23 protein-coding genes are annotated in these 18,447 nt (G+C 71.6%); 17 read left to right on the plus strand and 6 right to left on the minus strand.

The window, feature by feature from the left end:
• Window positions 1–40 precede the first annotated feature (40 nt).
• From FLX08_RS15345 to FLX08_RS15360, 4 genes are read left to right on the plus strand one after another with little or no spacing between them, the layout of a single operon-like run.
• Window positions 41–1,213 (plus strand): FAD-dependent oxidoreductase, encoded by a 1,173-nt coding sequence (locus FLX08_RS15345; RefSeq protein ID WP_142619521.1) that lies wholly within the window; start codon window positions 41–43, stop codon window positions 1,211–1,213.
• Window positions 1,214–1,250: 37 nt separating this feature from the next.
• A complete protein-coding gene (locus FLX08_RS15350; protein ID WP_142619522.1) occupies window positions 1,251–1,832 on the plus strand; it encodes a TetR/AcrR family transcriptional regulator in 582 nt (193 codons plus the stop codon).
• 59 nt (window positions 1,833–1,891) lie between these two features.
• Window positions 1,892–3,319: an MFS transporter gene (locus FLX08_RS15355; protein WP_244312659.1), complete on the plus strand. Its 1,428-nt coding sequence runs from the start codon at window positions 1,892–1,894 to the stop codon at window positions 3,317–3,319.
• Complete coding sequence (locus FLX08_RS15360) at window positions 3,316–4,068, plus strand: SDR family NAD(P)-dependent oxidoreductase (protein ID WP_142619524.1); 753 nt, start codon at window positions 3,316–3,318, stop codon at window positions 4,066–4,068. The genes FLX08_RS15355 and FLX08_RS15360 overlap by 4 nt, the downstream gene beginning before the upstream one ends.
• A gap of 63 nt (window positions 4,069–4,131) precedes the next feature.
• On the opposite strand, the gene FLX08_RS15365 is transcribed toward FLX08_RS15360, so the two are convergent.
• Window positions 4,132–5,178 (minus strand): helix-turn-helix transcriptional regulator, encoded by a 1,047-nt coding sequence (locus FLX08_RS15365; protein WP_142619525.1) that lies wholly within the window; start codon window positions 5,176–5,178, stop codon window positions 4,132–4,134.
• 62 nt (window positions 5,179–5,240) lie between these two features.
• On the opposite strand from FLX08_RS15365, the gene FLX08_RS15370 reads away from it, so the two are divergent.
• Together FLX08_RS15370 and FLX08_RS15375 are read left to right on the plus strand one after the other, a co-directional pair.
• A complete protein-coding gene (locus FLX08_RS15370) occupies window positions 5,241–6,362 on the plus strand; it encodes an epoxide hydrolase family protein (RefSeq protein WP_142619526.1) in 1,122 nt (373 codons plus the stop codon).
• 120 nt (window positions 6,363–6,482) lie between these two features.
• Window positions 6,483–7,526, plus strand: coding sequence for a hypothetical protein (locus FLX08_RS15375; protein ID WP_244312660.1), 1,044 nt, complete (start codon window positions 6,483–6,485; stop codon window positions 7,524–7,526).
• A gap of 72 nt (window positions 7,527–7,598) precedes the next feature.
• Here FLX08_RS15375 and FLX08_RS15380 read toward each other — a convergent pair whose 3' ends face one another.
• Window positions 7,599–9,134, minus strand: coding sequence for a multicopper oxidase family protein (locus FLX08_RS15380; protein ID WP_142619528.1), 1,536 nt, complete (start codon window positions 9,132–9,134; stop codon window positions 7,599–7,601).
• On the minus strand, window positions 9,131–9,538 hold the full coding sequence (locus tag FLX08_RS15385; RefSeq protein WP_142619529.1) for a hypothetical protein: 408 nt from the start codon (window positions 9,536–9,538) through the stop codon (window positions 9,131–9,133). Before FLX08_RS15385 ends, FLX08_RS15380 begins: the two co-directional genes overlap by 4 nt.
• Here FLX08_RS15385 and FLX08_RS40630 point away from each other — a divergent pair.
• Genes FLX08_RS40630 through FLX08_RS15395 form a run of 3 tightly spaced genes read left to right on the plus strand, consistent with a single transcriptional unit; the run spans window position 9,537 to window position 11,630 of the window.
• Window positions 9,537–9,704 carry a hypothetical protein gene (locus tag FLX08_RS40630; RefSeq protein ID WP_167530425.1) on the plus strand — a complete coding sequence of 56 codons (168 nt, stop codon included), beginning with the start codon at window positions 9,537–9,539 and terminating at the stop codon, window positions 9,702–9,704. The genes FLX08_RS15385 and FLX08_RS40630 overlap by 2 nt on opposite strands.
• 10 nt (window positions 9,705–9,714) lie before the next feature.
• Window positions 9,715–10,971, plus strand: a complete 1,257-nt coding sequence (locus tag FLX08_RS15390) for a sensor histidine kinase (RefSeq protein ID WP_244312661.1) — start codon at window positions 9,715–9,717, stop codon at window positions 10,969–10,971.
• The gene (locus FLX08_RS15395; RefSeq protein ID WP_142619530.1) at window positions 10,968–11,630 is read left to right on the plus strand and encodes a response regulator; all 663 of its coding nucleotides are present in this window, start codon (window positions 10,968–10,970) and stop codon (window positions 11,628–11,630) included. The genes FLX08_RS15390 and FLX08_RS15395 overlap by 4 nt, the downstream gene beginning before the upstream one ends.
• A 121-nt stretch (window positions 11,631–11,751) precedes the next feature.
• Here the strand turns inward: FLX08_RS15395 and FLX08_RS15400 are convergent, their stop codons facing one another.
• On the minus strand, window positions 11,752–12,186 hold the full coding sequence (locus FLX08_RS15400) for a CBS domain-containing protein (RefSeq protein WP_142619531.1): 435 nt from the start codon (window positions 12,184–12,186) through the stop codon (window positions 11,752–11,754).
• 63 nt (window positions 12,187–12,249) lie between these two features.
• Complete coding sequence (locus FLX08_RS15405) at window positions 12,250–12,612, minus strand: hypothetical protein (protein WP_142619532.1); 363 nt, start codon at window positions 12,610–12,612, stop codon at window positions 12,250–12,252.
• Window positions 12,613–12,700: 88 nt separating this feature from the next.
• Between FLX08_RS15405 and lhgO the strand changes: the two genes are divergently transcribed.
• The 6 genes from lhgO to FLX08_RS15435 all read left to right on the plus strand — a co-directional run bounded on the left by lhgO (window position 12,701) and on the right by FLX08_RS15435 (window position 17,250).
• On the plus strand, window positions 12,701–13,885 hold the full coding sequence (gene lhgO, locus FLX08_RS15410) for an L-2-hydroxyglutarate oxidase (protein ID WP_142619533.1): 1,185 nt from the start codon (window positions 12,701–12,703) through the stop codon (window positions 13,883–13,885).
• Window positions 13,886–13,903: 18 nt separating this feature from the next.
• Window positions 13,904–14,626, plus strand: coding sequence for a response regulator transcription factor (locus FLX08_RS15415; RefSeq protein WP_142619534.1), 723 nt, complete (start codon window positions 13,904–13,906; stop codon window positions 14,624–14,626).
• 3 nt (window positions 14,627–14,629) lie between these two features.
• Window positions 14,630–16,024: a HAMP domain-containing sensor histidine kinase gene (locus tag FLX08_RS15420; RefSeq protein ID WP_280117106.1), complete on the plus strand. Its 1,395-nt coding sequence runs from the start codon at window positions 14,630–14,632 to the stop codon at window positions 16,022–16,024.
• A gap of 76 nt (window positions 16,025–16,100) precedes the next feature.
• Window positions 16,101–16,472 (plus strand): hypothetical protein, encoded by a 372-nt coding sequence (locus tag FLX08_RS15425; protein WP_142619535.1) that lies wholly within the window; start codon window positions 16,101–16,103, stop codon window positions 16,470–16,472.
• A gap of 125 nt (window positions 16,473–16,597) precedes the next feature.
• Window positions 16,598–16,954: a type II toxin-antitoxin system RelE/ParE family toxin gene (locus FLX08_RS15430; RefSeq protein ID WP_142619536.1), complete on the plus strand. Its 357-nt coding sequence runs from the start codon at window positions 16,598–16,600 to the stop codon at window positions 16,952–16,954.
• Window positions 16,951–17,250 carry a helix-turn-helix domain-containing protein gene (locus tag FLX08_RS15435; RefSeq protein WP_142619537.1) on the plus strand — a complete coding sequence of 100 codons (300 nt, stop codon included), beginning with the start codon at window positions 16,951–16,953 and terminating at the stop codon, window positions 17,248–17,250. Before FLX08_RS15430 ends, FLX08_RS15435 begins: the two co-directional genes overlap by 4 nt.
• Before the next feature lie 136 nt (window positions 17,251–17,386).
• Here the strand turns inward: FLX08_RS15435 and FLX08_RS40635 are convergent, their stop codons facing one another.
• Entirely contained in the window at window positions 17,387–17,563 is a 177-nt protein-coding gene (locus FLX08_RS40635; protein ID WP_167530426.1) for a hypothetical protein, read from the minus strand.
• 121 nt (window positions 17,564–17,684) lie between these two features.
• Between FLX08_RS40635 and FLX08_RS15440 the strand changes: the two genes are divergently transcribed.
• On the plus strand, window positions 17,685–18,215 hold the full coding sequence (locus FLX08_RS15440) for a DUF4262 domain-containing protein (RefSeq protein WP_208761478.1): 531 nt from the start codon (window positions 17,685–17,687) through the stop codon (window positions 18,213–18,215).
• A 2-nt stretch (window positions 18,216–18,217) separates the two neighbouring features.
• A complete protein-coding gene (locus FLX08_RS40640; protein ID WP_167530427.1) occupies window positions 18,218–18,370 on the plus strand; it encodes a hypothetical protein in 153 nt (50 codons plus the stop codon).
• The last annotated feature ends 77 nt before the right edge of the window (window positions 18,371–18,447 follow it).

Consider the following 18,447-nt stretch of genomic DNA (forward strand, 5'->3'; position numbering starts at 1 on the left):
GGCCTTGCCGACAATTAGTCATAATATGTATAGTCATCGCATGACCAAGAGAGCACTGATCATCGGTGGCGGTATCGCGGGTCCCGTCACGGCCATGGCGCTGCAACGCGCCGGAATCGACAGCGAGGTCTTCGAGGCCTACGACCGGGGCGCCGAGGGTGTCGGCGCCTTCCTCACGCTCGCGGTGAACGGCCTGGAGGCCCTGCGCCTGCTCGACCTGCACGATCTCGTCGGCGACCTCGGCATGGACACGCCGGTCATGGAGATGCGCAACGCACGCGGCAGGCTGCTGGCGACCACGAGCCAGCCGAGCCGCACACTCCGGCGCGCCGACCTCTACCAGGCGCTGCGCGACGAGGCCGTACGGCGGGGCGTGCGGATCCACTACGGCAAGCGGCTCGCCGACGCCTCGGCGACTCCGGACGGGGTGCGGGCGGTCTTCGCTGACGGCGGCGAGGCCGAGGGCGACCTGCTGGTGGGGGCCGACGGGCTGCGCTCGCGCACCCGCGCCCTGATCGATCCCAACGCCCCTCGCGCCCGTTATGTCGGGCTGCTGAACACCGGCGGCTACGCCAAGGGGGTGCGGGCGCCGGGCAGACCGGGGGTCTGCAACTTCATCTTCGGCAGGCGGTGCTTCTTCGGGTACATGATCCACCCGGAGGGGGAGGTGTGGTGGTTCGCCAACCCGCCGAGCCGCAGGGAGATGACCTCCGAGGAGCTCGCAGCGATCACTCCCGAGCGGTGGCGGGCCCGGCTCATGGACCTGTTCGAGGGCGACGCCGGGCCGATGCGGGAGATCATCGAGGCGACCCCGCACATCCTGCCCGGCTGGAACACCTACGACTTCCCAAGGGTGCCGAAGTGGTCCGGCGAGCGCATGATCCTCGTCGGGGACGCCGCCCACGCCACCTCGCCGTCCTCTGGGCAGGGCGCGTCGATGGCCATCGAGGACGCCGTGGTGCTCGGCAAGTGTCTGCGCGACGTGCCGGACCTGGCGGGGGCGTTCGCCGCCTTCGAACGGCTGCGGCGCGAACGGGTCGAGCGCGTCGTGGCGCAGGGCAAGCGCAACGGGAACGGCAAGGCGCCGGGCGCCGGCGGGGCCTTCGTCCGCGACCTGATCCTTCCCGTGGTCATGCGGCAGGTGGAGAAGCGCAACGCGCTGGCCTGGATGCACGACTATCGGATCACCTGGGATGACCCCGTCACGGCTTAATTGACCGATCGTTCCCGATTGGTCTAAGGTCGAGGGCATGGCGAGGACCAAGGAGTTCGACCCCGACGTCGTGCTGGAGCGGGCGCTGGATCTGTTCTGGCGGCGCGGCTACGAGGCCACCTCCATGGCCGACCTGGTCGAGCACCTCGGCATCGGCCGGGCCAGCCTCTACGCCACCTTCGGCGGCAAGCACGACCTCTATATGAAGGCGCTGGAGCGCTACGCGCAGACCTGCGACCCCAACCCCATCGAGCTGCTGTCGCAGCCCGGTCCCGCTCTGCCGGCCGTACGGACGCTGGTCGAGCGCTACACCGAGGACTCGATCCGCGACCGCGAACGGCGCGGCTGCATGATCGTGAACGCGGCGACCGAGCTCCTCCCGCGCGACGAGCCGGTCGCCCGGCTTGTCGAGGCCAACTGGACGGGCCTGGAGACGGCGCTGACCTCGGCTCTCATCCGTGCCCGCGCCCAGGGGGAGATCTCCGCCGAGTCCGACCCCCGGGCGCTGGCGCGCTTCATGCTCGTCTTCCTGCAAGGGCTGCGGGTGATGAGCAAGGGGCACGGCGACCCCGCCCGCCTCCGCGACGCCGCCGCGCAGGCCCTCGCGATGCTCCGCTGATCTCTCCTGGGAAGCCGTCTCGTAAAGGAAGGGGAGGGCGTTTTTTCATGCCCTCATTCTTGACCAATCGATCCAAAACTAGCGCGGCTCGATCCAAGAACAGCGCGGCTTTCGCCGTGCTCGGCGGGGCGCAGGTCACGCTCGTCGCGGCGATCACGCTTCTCACCGTGCCGCTGCCGGCCATCCAGCGGGAGTTCGGCCTCGGCCAGGGAGACCTGGCACTGCTGACCTCGGCGTACGGGCTGACCTTCGGCGGGCTGCTGCTCCTCGGGGGCAGGCTCGCCGACAGGTGGGGCGCCCGGGAGACGTTCCTCGCCGGGATGGCCCTGCTCGCGCTGGCGTCGGCGGCGGGCGGGCTGGCTCCTGGCCACGCGGTCCTGCTCGCCGCGCGCTTCGCGCAGGGAGCGGGCGCCGCCGTGGCCGCTCCCGCGGCCGTTTCACTGGTGACGCGGCTCCGCCCGGACGTCCGGGAGCGCGAGCGCGCCCTGGCGGTGTGGGGCACCCTGTCGGTCACCGGGGCCGTCGCCGGCAGCCTGCTGTCCGGTCTCGTCGCCGCCGCGGCCTCGTGGCGCTGGTCGTTCCTCCTGCCCGCCGCCGTCGGCATCGCGGCCGTGGCCGCCGGGATCGTCCTGCTGCCGCCCGCGCCGCGTACGGCGGCCCGCCTCGACGTGCCCGGCGCGCTGCTCGTCACGGCGGGGCTGATCGCGTTCGCCTACGGCCTGCTGGAGGGGACGACGGCCGTCGTCGTCGCCGGCCTGGTGCTGACGGCCGGCTTCGTCGTCCTCCAGGCGAGGACGCCCCGGCCGCTGCTGCCGCTCCGGCTGGTGGCGGATCCCCGCAGGGGCGCCGCCCTGCTCGTCGTCTTCGTCACGGCGGCCGCCAGCGCGACGACCACGTTCCTGCTCAGTCTCTACATGCAGCAGGTGCGCGGGCTGTCGCCGATCGCCACGAGCCTGGCCTTCCTGCCCTTCCTTTTGGTCGTCGTCATGGGCCCGGTGAGCGGCCGTCTGCTGCGCCGCCTCGGTGTGCGGCACGTGCTGGTCGCCGGGCTGCTGCTCGCGGCGGTGTCGATGCTGCTGCTCGGCCGTGTCGCGTCCGAGGGGACCGTGCTCGCCGGGCTGCTGGTCTTCCCGGTCGCCTCGGGGCTGGCCTTCTCCGGCGCCACCGTGGCGGCCCTCGACGGCGTACGGGCGGAGGACGCCGGGGCGGCCGGGGGACTGGTCAACACCGCCATGGAGGCGGGGCCCACGGTGGGCCTCGCCGTGCTCGTGGCACTCGCCGCCGCCCGCGCGGGGGCCGTACCCGCGGGCGGCGCCCGGGCCATGACGGAGGGCTACGGGTTCGCCCTCACCGCCATGGCACCGGCCTTCCTTCTCGCGGCGGCGACGGTCGCCGCCGCGTTCGCATGGACGGATTCGCAGCGGACGGATTCGCAGCGGACAAGTTCGCAGCGGACGGATTCGCACGGACAAAGGAGCGATGGATGAGGTTCGCGGACAAGGTCGTGCTGGTCACCGGAGCGGGCTCCGGCGCCGGCCGGGCGATCGCCCGGGGGTTCGCCCGGGAGGGCGCCGTCGTCGTGGCGGCGGCCCGGGGAGGTGACGCGCTGGAGCAGACCGTCAAGCTCATCGAGGCCGAGGGCGGCCGTGCCCTCGCGCGCACGGTGGACGTGACCGACTCGGCCGGCGTGGCCCGGCTCGTCCGGGGAATCGTGTCGGACCTCGGCCGGCTGGACATCGCCGTCAACAACGCGGGGACGTTCGTCGCGGGCCCGGTGGCGGACCTGGCGGAGGACGACTGGGCGCGGGTCATGGAGGTCAACGCGACGGGAATGTTCCTCGCGATGAAGCACGAGATCGCCGCGATGCGCGCGCAGGGCAGCGGCGTGATCGTCAACATCGGCTCGCGCGTCGGCGCGCACATGCGGGTGCCGGGGCTGGGCGCCTACGGCGCGTCCAAGGCCGTCGTCAGCGTCCTGACCCGTACGGCCGCGCTGGAGTGCATCAGGGACGGCATCAGGATCAACGCGATCAGCCCGGGTCCGCTGGACACGCCGATGTCGATGCGGCCGGGCGAGACCGAGGCGGACCGGACGAACCGGCTGCGGAAGGAGCTGCCCATCGGCCGGGTCGGCACGCTGGACGAGATCACCGGCACGGTGCTGTGGCTCGCCTCCGACGACGCCGGATTCGCGGTGGGGCTCGACCTGGCGCTCGACGGCGGCGCCACGGCCTGACCGCTCGCCTCAGCCTCAGCCCTGGCACCTAACCTCAGCCTGGCCCCCCTCAGCCTGGCACCCTCAGCCTGGCCTCTCCGTCGCCGCCTCCGGCTCCGCGCCGGCCTCTGCCGCCGTAGCCGCCGGAGCCGCCGGAGCCGCTGAGGCCGCTGAGGTCGCGGCGGTCGCGCGGGCGTAGCGGGCGGTCAGGGCGCGCAGGTGCTCGACCAGCTCGGGCGGGCCGGTCACCTCGAAGTCGAGGTCGAGCAGGCCGAGGTGGACGGCGAGCGATCCCACGGTGTCGGCCCCCGTCACGAGCACGCAGGTGCGGCCGTCGACGTCCTCCACCACGCCGACGGCCGGGTTGATCCGCGCGGCGACCACCTCGGCGGGGGCGTGGACGAGCACCCAGGCGTGGTGCCGCCAGGCCGCCGCCGACACGCCGCGGGCGACGTACGCCGCCGCGCCGCCGTCCGGCGGGTCGCGGGGCGGGAAGCGCGGGCCGGTGGGCGTGCGCGGTGTGATGCGGTCCACCCGGAACGTGCGCCAGTCGTCGCGGTCGACGTCCCAGGCCACGAGGTACCACCGGCGGCCCCAGGACACGAGCCGATAGGGCTCGGCCTGCCGGACGCCGGTGGAGCCGTCGTGGCCGCGGTAGTCGAACCGCAGCCGTTCGCGGTCACGGCAGGCCGCGGCGAGCACGCTCAGCACGGCGGGATCGACCGCGGGACCCGGGCGGTCGGGCGGCACCGGCTCGGTGTACGCCTGCAGGGCGCCGACGCGGCGGCGCAGGCGGGCCGGGAGCACCTGTTCGAGCTTGGCGGCGGCGCGGCCGGCCGCCTCCTCGACGCCCGTGACGCCGGCGGCGGCCCGCAGCCCGATCGCCACGGCCACCGCCTCCTCGTCATCGAGGAGCAGGGGCGGCATCGCCGCCCCGGCGACCAGCCGATAGCCGCCGTCCGTGCCGCGGGTCGACTCCACCGGATAGCCGAGCTCGCGCAGCCGGTCGACGTCGCGGCGCACCGTCCGCTCGCTCACGCCGAGCCGATCCGCCAGGATCGCGCCGGGCCAGTCGCGTCTGGCCTGGAGCAACGACAGCAGGCGCAGCAGCCGCGCCGAGGTTTCCAGCATGTTCTCAGTCTGACGGCCCTTCCGGACAGCACCTGTCCGGAAGGGTCCGTAATGTCGGCGTCATGAGCGAGAACACGCAGATCACGCCGCCCATCAGGCCCTTCCGCATCGACGTCCCGCAGGCCGATCTCGACGACCTGAAGGACCGGCTCGGCCGGACCCGCTGGCCCGACGAGATCCCGGGGACCGGCTGGGAGTACGGCATGCCGGTCGCGTACGTGAAGCGGCTGGCCGAGTATTGGCGGGACGGGTACGACTGGCGCGCCCGCGAGGCCGAGATCAACCGATATCCGCAATTCGTCACCGAGATCGACGGGCAGGACATTCACTTCCTGCACGTGCGGTCGCCGCACGAGGACGCCCTTCCGCTGATCCTCACCCACGGCTGGCCGGGCTCGATCGTGGAGTATCTCAAGGTCATCGAACCGCTGACCAACCCCGAGGACCCGGCGCAGGCGTTCCACCTGGTGATCCCGTCGCTGCCCGGCTTCGGCTTCTCGGGCCCGACGAGGGAGCGGGGCTGGAACCGGTTCCGTACGGCCCGGGCGTGGGCGGAGCTCATGCGCAGGCTCGGCTACGACCGGTATGGCGCGGTGGGCAACGACGGCGGCTCGTTCGTCTCGCCCGAGGTGGGCCGGGTGGACCCCGAGCACGTCGTCGGCGTCCACGTCACGCAGATCTACTCCTTCCCCTCGGGCGACCCGGCGGAGATGGCGAACCTCACCGACGAGGAGCGGAAGGGGCTGGAGGTGCTGCAGTGGTTCTACGAGAACAAGATGTCGTTCAACATGGTCCACTCGCAGCAGCCGCAGACCCTGTCGTACGGGATCTTCGACTCGCCGGCCGGGCTGCTGGGCTGGAACACCCAGTTGTTCGGTGAGGACGTCGACGACGACTTCATCCTGACCAACACGATGCTCTACTGGGCGACCGGCACCGCGACCTCGGCCACGCGGTTCTACTACGAGGACGCGCATGCCGAGCATCCCAAGGAGCCGACGACGGTCCCGCTCGGCCTGGCGATGTTCGAGGGCGACTTCGTGTCGATGCGCACCTTCGCCGAGCGCGACCACCGGAACATCGTCCACTGGCGGTCCTACGACGGGGGCGGCCACTACGCCGCGCACCTGCGGCCGGACGTGCTCGCCGCCGACCTGCGCGACTTCTACGCGGCCCTGCGGTGACCGGCCGCCCGCATACCCGCTCCTGACCGATCCGGGACGACCGGGGGCATGTCGCCCGCCGCACGCGCGGCGGGCATCGGGAATGATGGCCGCATGGGGAGCACGACGGGGCGAACGCGGATGAGCAGGATTCCGCGGGCGGCCCTGGCTCTCCTCGCGGTCGCGGGCCCGCTGCTTCCCGCACCGGCGACGGCAGCGCCGACCCAGGTTACGACGGCCGCGCGGGCGGACGACCGGGAGCGGGTGCTGTTCCGGATCCGGGACGGGCGAATCGGCGAGTCGAGCGGCCTGGCCGTCTCGCCCACCCACAAAGGCATCGTCTACACGCACAACGACAGCGGCCACGGGCCCCAGATCTACGCGATCGGCCCGGACGGCCGCACCCGGGCGACGTTCACGATCGGCAACGCCGAGGCCCGGGACTGGGAGGCCATCGCGGCCTCCACCGACCGCGCGACGGGGCGCGGCGTGCTGTGGATCGCCGACATCGGGGACAACCTGGACGGCGCCTGGCCGGACGTGTCCGTTTACAAGGTCGCCGAGCCCCGGACGATGAAGGACGCGACGCTGCGGGCGACGCGGTATCGCTTCCGCTACGCCGACGGCCCCCGCAACGCCGAGGGGGTGATGGTCGATCCCCGCACGGGCCGGTTGTACGTCGTCAGCAAGGAGTTCTCCGGGAGCGTCTACGCCGCTCCCGCGAAGCTGCGCACCGACAGGGTGAACGTGCTGCGCCGGGTGGGGCCCGCCCCCCTCATGGCCACCGACGCGGCGTACGCGCCCGACGGGTCGAGCTTCGTCATCCGCACGTACTTCTCGGCGTCCGTCTATCGCTCGCCCGGCAAGCTGATCGCGCACGTCACGATGCCGCCGCTGCGCCAGGCCGAGTCGATCGCGTACACGCGCGACGGCACGGCCCTGCTCACCGGGAGCGAGGGGGAGGACAGCCCGGTCTATCGGGTGCCGCTGCCCGCCGCCGCCCGGCCGGCTCCGTCACCGGCTCGGACCAGGACCTCCTCCGCCCGGCCGAGGGCGGTAAAGGCGACGAGCGGGGCGGCCGCCGGGGACGGAGCCCTCGGCGTGCCGATGCCGGTGTTATGGGTGGCGGTCGCTCTCGGGGCGATCGGGATCATCGGGTTCGTCGCCTACCGCACGGGCCGCTGAAGACCTTCGCGCGGGCCGGTGAGGGCTTTCGCACGGGCCGGTGAGGGCTTTCGCACGGGTTAGTGAGGGCCCTCAGACGACCTCGAAATCGGCCATCATCGCCATGTCCTCGTGTTCGAGGTTGTGGCAGTGCAGCATGTATCGGCCACGGTAGCCCTCGAATCGGACCAGCACGTCGACGACCTCGTAGGGACGCACGTCCACGGTGTCCTTCCAGCCGGCGTCGGTCGCCGCGGGCGGCCCGCCGTTCCGTGCGAGCACCCGGAACCGGGCCAGGTGGACGTGCACGGGGTGATGGAAATCGCTCGTGAACCTCCAGACCTCGCTGGTGTTCAGGCGCGGGGTGGCCAGCGGCCGCCCCGGCCGGAAGCGCCGTCCGTTGATCGTCCAGGAGCCGCCGCCCCCCTGACCCGTGCGGCGGAAGTCGAAGACGCGGGTGGCGACCGCCGTGGTGACCGGCTCGGCGGCCCGGGAGAGCCGCTTCGGGATCACACTGTCGTCGGCGGCCCTGCGCCGTACGCGGAACCGCATCACGTCGCGTGCGGCGCCGGTGCCCAAGGTGTTGACCATGGTCACCTCGCTGCCGGCGCGGTGGCCGGAGAAGTCCACGACGACGTCGAAGCGTTCTCCCGGGGAGATGGTGATCGCCTCGTGCGTAAGGGGCGCGGGCAGCAACCCCTGGTCACTGCCGATCTGGACGAACCGGCCGCCGGGGGTCAGCCGCAGCCGGAAACGGCGTGCGTTCGAGGCGTTGAGCAGACGCAGGCGATATCGCGCCGCGTCGACCTCCAGGAAGGGCCAGGGCGCGCCGTTGACCAGGATGACGTCTCCCTCGACGCCCTCCATGAACGCGTCGTCCACCCCGGGGCGCAGCAGCAGGGTGGGATCCAGGGACGGATAGCGGAACGAGCCGTCCTCCTCGAAGGCCCGGTCGCAGATCATCAGCGGGATGTCCCGCTCGCCCTTCGGCAACGGCAGCGCGTCGTCCTCGTCGTCCCGGACGACGAGGAAACCGGCCAGGCCACGCCACACCTGCGGCGCGGTGAAGTCCATCCGATGGTCGTGATACCAGAGCGTGGCGGCACCCTGCTCCAGCGGATACACGTAGTCTCTGGCCGCCTCGTGGAAGGTCCACTGCCGCAGGTCGTGGTGGGAGTGGTCGCCCGGGGGCGGGCGGAACCCCCGGCCCCGCGCGATCACCACGTCGGTCGGATAGCCGTCGGACTCCGGCGGGGTGACTCCTCCGTGCAGATGGGTCGAGGTGGGCACGGGCAGCTCGTTGCGGACCCGGATGACGGCAGGGCCGCCCGCTCTCAGGTCGAAGGTCGGCCCGGGGAACGTGCCGTCGTAACCCCAGATCTCGGTCGTGGTACCCGGGATGATCTCCGCCTTGGCCGCGCGCTGGACGACCTCGAAACGGCCGGGCCGTACGGGAACGGCGGTCGCGGGGATCGGGAGCGGCACGGCGAACCGGGCGGGCAACGGCAACGCGCTCGTCAGGCTCTCCCCGGCCACCTCACGGGCCACCTTGCCGGCCAGGGCGCCGCAGCCGGCGACCGTGAGGCCGGCCCCGCCGAGCAGCCCGAGGAAACCACGACGGGCGATCATCGCGTCACCCGCCAGACCAGGACCGTCAGCACGGTTGTGGCGCCGAAGACGGCCATGCCGAGCGGGAAGTGCACCGCCAGGACGCGCTCCTGCCCGGCCATGACCTGGAGGGTCTCCGCGGCCACGAGCCCGGCCGCGGCCAGGGCGGGCCACGCCGGTCCGCGCGCCGGCCGCCACAGCAGGATCGAGGCCACCAGCTGGAGATAGAGCGTGACGTGGGTGAACCCGCCGTTGGTGCGATGCCAGGCGAGCATGTCCACGTCGCCTGTGACGAACAGCCCGGCGAGCGCGGCCTGTGCGAGCACGCCGAACAGGTGCAGCAGGGCGGCCGACCGCAGCGGCCGGACGATCCAGCCGGGCGTACGGCCGAGGTCCGCCCGCGGCGGAACAGATGAGACGCTCATGCCCGGCATGCTGCTGCGTGTCGAGCGGAAGATCGTCCGGCCGGGGTCGGGGCTTCGCCGTACATCCCGGGGTGTAGGACACGGCCATGCGGAGCACGCGTACGACCAGGGATGCAGGCGCCGGGTCGACCGCAGGCGGGTGGGCGCGGCCCGCGTCGTGGCCTAGCGTGACAGGCGTGCGCCCCTGGAACACCGCGCGACCTTCGAAGACAGTGCGCCCCTGGAAGACCATGCGACCCCGGCAGACCATGCGTCCCCGGAAGGCCGTGCGTCCCTGGCAGACCGTGCGTCTCCGGAAGAGTGTGCGTCCCTGGCAGACCGATGCGCTGATCACCGCGGCCATGCTCACGCTCGGCGTCGCGGGCACGTACGGCAGACTGTCCAGCTCGGGTCTCACGGAGCGGCCGCTCGACCCGCTCGGCCTCGTGCTGATCGTGGTGGCGTCTCTGGTGCTCGTCTGGCGGCGTGGCGCTCCTGTGCCGGTCGGCGTGGTCACGGTCGCGTGCGCGATCGCGTACTACGGCGCGCGCTATCCGGGCATCTTCGCCGCCGGGCCCGCCCTGATCGCGATCTACACGGCGGCCACGGCGGGCCGGCGCCGCCTGGCGATCGGTCTTGCCGTGGCACTGGCCGGCGGCATCGCCGTCCCGGTCGCGCTGGCCGACGCCGATCCGGAGCCCGGCGGCCTCAGCCTGCTCAGCGGCTGGCTGGTGGCGATGGTGGTGCTCGGCGAGGTGACCAAGAACCGGCGCGCCTACCTCAGAGAGGTCGAACAACGGGCGATCCAGGCCGAACTCACCAGGGAGGAGGCCGCTCTGCGCAGGGCCGGGGAGGAGCGCCTGTGGATCGCCCAGGAGCTCCACGACACGCTCACGCACACCATCTCCGTCATCAACGTCCAGACCTCCGTCGCGTTGCAGACGCTGGAGCGGGATCCGGCGCTGACCCACCGGGCGCTGCTCGCGGTGAAGGAGTCGGGCAAGGAGGCGATGCACGAGCTGCGCGCCACACTGGGCGTCCTGCGGCAGGCCGACACCGACGGCCCGGAGGTGGGGCTGGCCAGGCTGCCCCGGCTGGTGGACCGGGCCGAAGCGGCAGGGCTGCCGGTCACGACATCGACCATCGGCACGCGCAGGGAGGTGCCCCCGGAGGTCGACCGGGCCGCCTACCGCATCGTGCAGGAGGCGTTCACCAACGTGCTGCGGCACGCCGGGGCCGCCTCGGTCACCGTGACGATCGAATACGCGGCTGACATGATCAAACTGAGCGTCGAGGACGACGGACAGACCACGACGGGGACGGCGGACAACGGGATGGGGTTGATCGGAATGCGCGAGCGCGCGGTCGCCCTCGGCGGCTCGCTCACCGCCGGGCCGCGACCGGGGGGAGGCTTCGCCGTACGGGCCGAGCTGCCGACGGCGGCCGCCCCGTGATCCGGGTGCTGCTGGCCGACGACCAGCCGCTGATCCGCGCCGGTTTCCGGGCGCTGCTGGAGATGGCCGAGGACATCACGGTCGTCGCGGAAGCGGGCAACGGCGGCGAGGCCGTCGAGCTGTGCCGTGCCCTGCGGCCCGACGTGGCGTTGCTCGACGTACGGATGCCGCTGCTCGACGGCATCCAGGCCACGAGGAGGATCGGGGCCGACCCGGAGCTCGACTCGGTGCGCGTGGTCATCCTCACCAACTACGCCCTCGACGAGTACGTCTTCGCCGCCCTGCGCGCCGGCGCCAGCGGATTCCTGGTCAAGGACATCGAACCGGCCGACCTGCTGCAGTCGGTGCGGGTGGCGGCCAACGGCGAGGCGCTGCTGTCCCCCTCGGTCACCAGGCGGCTGATCGAGGAGTACGTCTCCACGCCGCCCAGGCCCGTGCCGGGACCCGGCCTCGAACGGCTGACCGACCGGGAGCGCGAGGTCCTGTCGCTGGTCGCGACGGGGATGTCCAACGAGGAGATCGCCGGCCACCTCACGATCAGCCACGCCACCGTCAAGACCCACGTCAGCAGGGTGATGGCCAAGCTGGGCGCTCGTGATCGCGCGCAACTCGTGGTGCACGCCTACGAGTCCGGGCTCGTCACCCCGGGACGTCGCTAGCCGCGCCCGGCCTGCCCCGCCGCGGGACGTTGCGGGGACGTCGCTGGTGGTGCGTGGCCGGGGCAGCCGAAGGGCCGGGCCGCCGTTCCCGGCGGCACCGGCCCGGAGATCGCCGCGACGGTCAGCCCCGCGCGTAGATGCGGTGCACGAACTCCGCGAGCTTGCTGTCGGGTAGTTCCTTGGCCAGGTCGGCCTCGGTGATCATCCCGACGATGCGGTGGTTCTCGATCACCGGCATGCGCTTGATCTGGTGCTCCTCCATCTTCGCCAGGGCCTCCTCGACGCTGGCTCCGGCGTCGACCCAGACGAGGCCGCGGGCGAGCTCGCCCGCCGTGGTCTGGTCGAGGTCCTTGCCCTCGGCCACGCACTTCACCACGATGTCGCGATCGGTGATGATGCCCTTGAGCCGGTCGTCGTCCCCGCAGATGGGAAGGGCGCCGACGTTCATGTCCCGCATCATCTCCGCGGCCCTGCGCAGGCTGTCGTGCTCGCCGATGCATTCCGCGCCCTCGTGCATGACCTCACCGGCGGTCTTGCTTAATCCCTCTGTGGTCATGGCTAACCCCCGATTCCTTCTTTTAGGGTGACATGCCCCGTATGTCCGAAATTAAGAGCGCAGTCACAGGCGAGGGAGGAAGTGCTCGCCGCGCAGGGCCCGTTCCACGAGCGCGACCGACTCGGCCAGCCGTACGAGCCGGGGGCCTTCCTGGCGGTAGGCGTCCAGGACGGCCTCGATCGCGTGCGGGGGCAGGTGCTCCTTCAGCTCCACCGCCGCGCCCCGGTATCCCTCCCTGGCCGCCTGGATCGAGGCCGCGACCTGCTGGCGGGCCATCCGGGCGAGCGCGAGCGGATAACGGCGCAGCACGCCGTACGCGCGGTAGTCGGGCGGCACCGCGTCGAGCAGCCACGACACGGCCGAGACCTCCCAGTCGGGGCTGCCAGGAGGGCGCACCTCCGGTGGCCAGCCGGGTGGCACGTACACTCCGCCATCATACCGAACACAGGTTCGATCACCGTGGAGCGGCTCCGGCTGCGAGAATGTCCCGCATGCTGTCGACAACCACGCGGCCATGAGGATCGGGATCGTCGGTGCCGGGATCCTCGGTCTGGCCGTGGCCCGGCAGATGGCGCGGGCGGGCGCCGAGGTGACCGTCCTGGAGAAGGAGCCCCGGATCGCCGCCCACCAGACCGGGCACAACAGCGGGGTCGTGCACGCCGGGATCTACTACCAGCCCGGCTCGCTCAAGGCGACGCTGTGCCGGGAGGGCATGGCGATGCTGCGCGAATACTGCGCCGAGCACGGCCTGCCGTACGACGAGGTGGGCAAGCTCGTCGTGGCCTCCACCCGGGCCGAGCTGCCCGGGCTGCGCACCATCGCCGAGCGGGCCAGGGAGAACGGCGTGCCCGGCATCGCCGAGCTCGACGCCATCGGCCTGCGGGAGGTGGAGCCGCACGCGGTCGGAGTCGCCGCCGTCCACTCGCCGCACACCGCGATCACCGACTTCTCCGCGGTCGCGCGCCGCCTCGCCGCCGACCTGGCCGAGGCGGGCGGGTCCGTACGGCTCTCGCGTCCCGTGCTCGCCATCAAGCAGACCACCGACGGCGTGGCGGTGGCGGCAGGTCCGGAGAGGCTCACCTTCGACCGGCTGGTCTCCTGCGCCGGCCTCGGCACCGACCGCGTGGCGGACCTGGCGCGGGCGGGGGGCGACGTGCGGATCGTCCCGTTCCGCGGTGAGTACTACCGGCTCGCGGGCCCGGCACGCGGCCTGGTGAAAGGGCTCATCTATCCCGTGCCCGACCCCCGCTACCCCTTCCTCGGCGTCCACCTGACCCGCAGGATCGGCGGGGAGGTCCTGGTCGGGCCCAACGCCGTGCCCGCGCTGGCCCTGGAGGGCTACTCCTGGCGGTCGGCGTCGCTGCGCGACCTGCGGCGGATCGTCGCCTGGCCGGGCACCCGCCGTATGGCGGCCGAGCACTGGCGCACCGGCCTGCGCGAGGTGTACGGCTCGCTGGCCAAGCGGGCCTTCGTGGCCGCCGCCCGCCGGTACGTGCCCGAGCTGGCCCCGGCCGACCTCGTACGCACCCAGGGCGGTGTGCGGGCCCAGGCCGTGGCACGCGACGGCAGGCTGCTCGACGACTTCGTCATCGACGTCCGCGGGCGTATCGTGCTGGTGCGAAACGCGCCCTCACCTGCGGCGACGAGCAGCCTGGCGATCGCGCGGCACATCGCTTTAACGGTTCCCTTAACTTCCTAGGTCTAGAGTGCTGCCGACATGGTCGTTGAATCTCCCGAAGCCCGGCTGCTGATCGTCGAGGACGAGCCGAACATCCTCGAACTGCTCGCGGCCAGCCTCCGGTATGCCGGGTTCGAGGTCCACACCGCATCCAACGGCGGCGAGGCGGTGGCCGCGGCTCAGCGGCACCGGCCGGACCTGATCGTGCTCGACGTCATGCTGCCCGACATGGACGGGTTCGACATCGTGCGCAGGCTGCGCAGTGGCGGAACCCTCACCCCTGTCGTCTTCCTCACCGCGCGCGACGCCACCGAGGACAAGATCCGGGGCCTGACGCTCGGCGGCGACGACTACGTGACCAAGCCGTTCAGCCTGGAGGAGGTCGTCGCCCGGATCCGGGCCGTGCTGCGCCGCACCGCCGGAGACCCGATGATCACCCCGCCGCGGCTGACCTTCGCCGACATCGAGCTGGACGAGGAGTCCCACGAGGTCTGGCGCGGCGGCCGGGCCGTACCCCTGTCGCCGACGGAGTTCAAGCTGCTGCGTTACTTCATGTGCAACGCGGGCCGGGTGCTGTCCAAGGCGCAGATCCTCGACCACGTGTGGGACTACGACTTCCGCGGCGACGCCGGGATCGTCGAGTCGTACGTGTCGGTGTTGCGCCGCAAGCTCGACAACGCCCACTCGCGGCGCCACCCCCGGCTCATCCACACGCTGCGCGGCGTCGGTTACGTCATGCGGACACCACCCAGCGGCGCCTGAGCCGTGTCGGGGCGCACGCCGCTGCGGATCCGGCTGAGCGCGGCCATGCTCGCGCTGGTCGCGGTCGCGCTCGCGGTCATCGGCGTGGGCAGTGTCTCGGTGCTCCGCGACTATCTGATCACCCGGGTCGACTGGAAGGTCGCCATCCTGGCCCACGAGGCGGAAAGACGGCTCGACCAGGGACCGGCGGCGTTCACCCGCATCAGGGTGATGCCCGAGGGCCGGGTGGAGATCCGTGACAACGCCGGCAAGACGCTGCTCGCGCAGGCGGGCATCAGCGCGGAGACACTGCCGGGGCCCGGCGCCGTGACCTCCCGGAAGCCCGTGACGGTGGCGGCGGTGTCGGGTGACGGCCAGTGGCGGGCCCGGGTGGTGCCCGTGGAGGGCGTCGGCATGGTCGTCGTCGCGGTGGACATGGCCTCGGTCGGGCAGATCACCACCCGGCTCGCGCTCATCGAGGCGCTGGTCGGCGGCGCCCTGATGGTCCTGCTCGCCGTCGTCGGCGTCGTGATCGTACGGCGCAGCCTGCGGCCCCTCGCGGAGATCGAGGCGACCGCGGAGGCCATCGCCCGGGGGAACCTCGGCAGCCGGGTCCCCGACCGCGACCCGCGCACCGAGGTCGGGCGGCTCGCCCGCTCGCTGAACGGCATGCTCGCCCAGATCGAGGCGGCGTTCCAGGCCAGGGCGGCCTCCGAGGCCGCGGCCAGGGAGTCGGAGGCGCGCATGCGCCGCTTCGTGGCCGACGCCTCGCACGAACTGCGTACGCCGCTCACCTCGATCAGGGGCTTCGCCGAGTTTCACCGGCAGGTGCCGGACGCCGATACCACGCGGCTGATGTCGCGCATCGAGAGCGAGGCCGCCCGCATGGGCCTGCTGGTGGACGACCTCCTGCTGCTCGCCCGGCTCGACCAGCAGCGCCCCCTGCGTACGCAGCCCGTGGACCTGCTGGCCCTGGCGGGCGACGCGGTGCACGACGTCAGGACCCTGTGCCCCGACCGCGACGTGTCGCTGGTGGTCGAGGGGGACGCGGCGCTGATCGTCTCGGGGGACGAGGTGCGGCTGAGGCAGGTCGTGGGCAACCTGATGAACAACGCCACGACCCACACGCCTGAGGGAACGCCGATCACCGTGCGCGTCGGCAGCTCGGACGGCGCGGCGTTCATCGAGGTGGCCGACAAGGGACCCGGCCTCACGCCCGAGCAGGTGGCCCGGGTCTTCGAGCGCTTCTACCGCGCCGACCCCTCCCGCACACGGCCGGCTGGCGGCAGCGGCCTCGGGCTCGCGATCGTGGAATCCCTCGTCAAGGCGCACGGCGGCGAGGTCGGCGTGGAGTCGGCTCCGGGCGCCGGCGCCATCTTCCGCGTCACCCTCCCCCTCGCCGCCGAGGCCCACACCTGACCGGGTAATTCCGTTGACCCGCGCACCCCCGGGCGTGCAGGTTTCGGGGAGTGCAGGTCGAGGGGCGGAGGTGCTCGTGGCCATTGTCAGCAAGGGCTCGCGGCTCATCACGGTCGACGGTGTCGCGTACCGGTGGCGGATCCGCCGCAAGCCGACGTATTGGCAGGCGATCGGCCAGGAGCCGCTGACCATGCCGATCGAGCTCGCGGAGGGACCGGGCCCGGTGCTCCTGGTGTCGCTTCCCTTCTCCCGCCCCGACGCCTGGGTGGGAGAGCGGACGATGGCCGTACGGCCGGCGCTCGTGGCGGAGGTCATCCGTACGGCCCTGCGTCGCGGTTGGGACCCCTGCCGGCCGGGCCGCGCCTTGGACCTCGACGTCACCGAGGACGACCTGACGGCCATGCTGGGCACCCCGCCCGTCTACGAAGTCCCCTTCGCCCGCCGGTAACCGCTTCCGCCGTCCGCTGCCCTGAGACGCTGCCCGGGCCGAGTTGGGCGGGGGCACCGGACCGCTCGTCGCAGAAAGTGACGATATTGATGCGGCTCGTGTTTCAAGCTCATAGCATTGATGCTATGGATTGGGGTACAGTCGAGCTAGAACCAGAGGTTCGGCAGTGGCTTGAAGGTCTGTCGGCCGCATCGTTCGCGAAGGTGGCGTTCTATGTCGATCTGCTCGCGGCGGAGGGAGCTCTGCTCGGGGAGCCTTACAGCAAGCAACTCGACGGCAAGTTACGCGAGCTGCGGTTCTATCTCAACGAGATCGCGGTACGAATCACCTACTGGATCGCACCGGGGCGCAGAATCGTGCTCTTGACGGTTTTCTATAAATTCAGGCCACGCGACGAGCGTGAGATAGATCGGGCGCGTCGGGCGCTGCGTCGCTGTATCGACGCGGCGCACACGGTGGATGAGGAAGAAGAAGCGGTATGAGCGAGCAGGAGAGCTGGCGGGAGCTCCGGAATCGCCGTATGGCCGAGCCCGGAGCGGTCGAAGCCTACGAGGCCGCGCGTCTCGCTTATGAACTGGGAAAGACGATCCGGGCGATGCGAGAGACGCGAGGCTGGAGCCAGAGTGATCTGGCTCGTGCCGCCGGCATGACCCAGTCGGCGGTGGCGCGGTTCGAGGCCGGTGGAACGGTTCCTACCCTGCCTGTCATCGAGCGCCTGGCGAGCGCCCTGGACGCGGATGTCGAGGTCCGCCTGACGCCCCGGGTTCCCGCGGCGTGACACCCGCTGTCGAACTCCTCGCGCCATCCCTCCCGCACACGTCCATTCGCCGATGATGATCACGGATGCGTCGACCGCGCCCAGTGGGAGATCCCTGTCAGCCGTACGGTTCCCCGATACGTGTCAGGTCTTCTGCTCAACCCTCGCGGAGCACCTCTTCATGGCGTTCCGCCAGATCACCGATTCCCGACCTCATTGCGCCGATGAACGACAACTGTCGCCGGCCCTGGAGCACGACCGCATGCGGATCGCGAGCCTGCTCGGGCCGCAGCCCGTCCACCGGAGCGTGCAGATCCTCGTGCGCCGTGGTCATGGGCGGAGTGTACGGCGGGTCGTACGCGGTGGCGCTACGGCTCACGGTTCATGGGCGGAGCCGGTAGCAGAGCTCAGAAGGCGGCTGCTGCGCTGATCGCGGAGTCCGTACGCTACGGCCCATGTCTACCGAAGGCCCGGGTTGTCGCTGCATCCTCTGTCATGACTACGGGGACCGTGATGAGTGGGATGCCATGGATCGGCACACCGTGGAGCACGTCCGGAGTCGCGGCTGGAGCGTGAAGATGATTCCGGAGGACGAGCTGGGCCCCGGATTCGCCTACACCGTCGGCCTGTGGCACACCTACCGGTCGCCTGAGCTGGCCATGTTCGGTCTGGACGTTCATCTCATGCACGAACTGCTGAACCACCTCGGAGACGGTGTCGCCGCGGGGGAGCCGGTTGAGGCGGAGCAGGAGCGGCACGACCTCATCGCGCGGCACCCTGTGGTTCTCAAGCAGGTCGACCCGAGGTGGTATCGAGAGTTCTTCGGGCAGGCGATCGCGTTCTATCGGCGACCACCGTTTCCGGTGTTACAGGTCGTGTGGCCTGACGCCGATGGCCGTTTTCTCTGGCACGCGGACCACGCCGAGCACTGTCGGGAGCTACAGCCGTCGTTGTGGCTGTGGCCGGATGTCCAGCGGGGAGTGTGAGAGTGGAGCGGCGGATCGAGCGGGACCTGCTGGAAGAGGCCCTGCAGGCGAACGAGAACGAGAGCGGTCCTATCCCGCAGCATCTGCGGGACGAAGCTGAGCAGTTGTTCCGAAGCGTGAAGTCCGCTCCGGAGTTGCTGAAGGAGCGTGGATGACACGCGCACGAGGGACGCCGAGTGCGGGGTGGTCATCCTCGCCTCCGAGGGATGCGGAAAGGTGGTCCGCCTCGTAC

Source organism: Microbispora hainanensis, assembly GCF_006874475.1.
GTDB lineage: Bacteria > Actinomycetota > Actinomycetes > Streptosporangiales > Streptosporangiaceae > Microbispora > Microbispora hainanensis.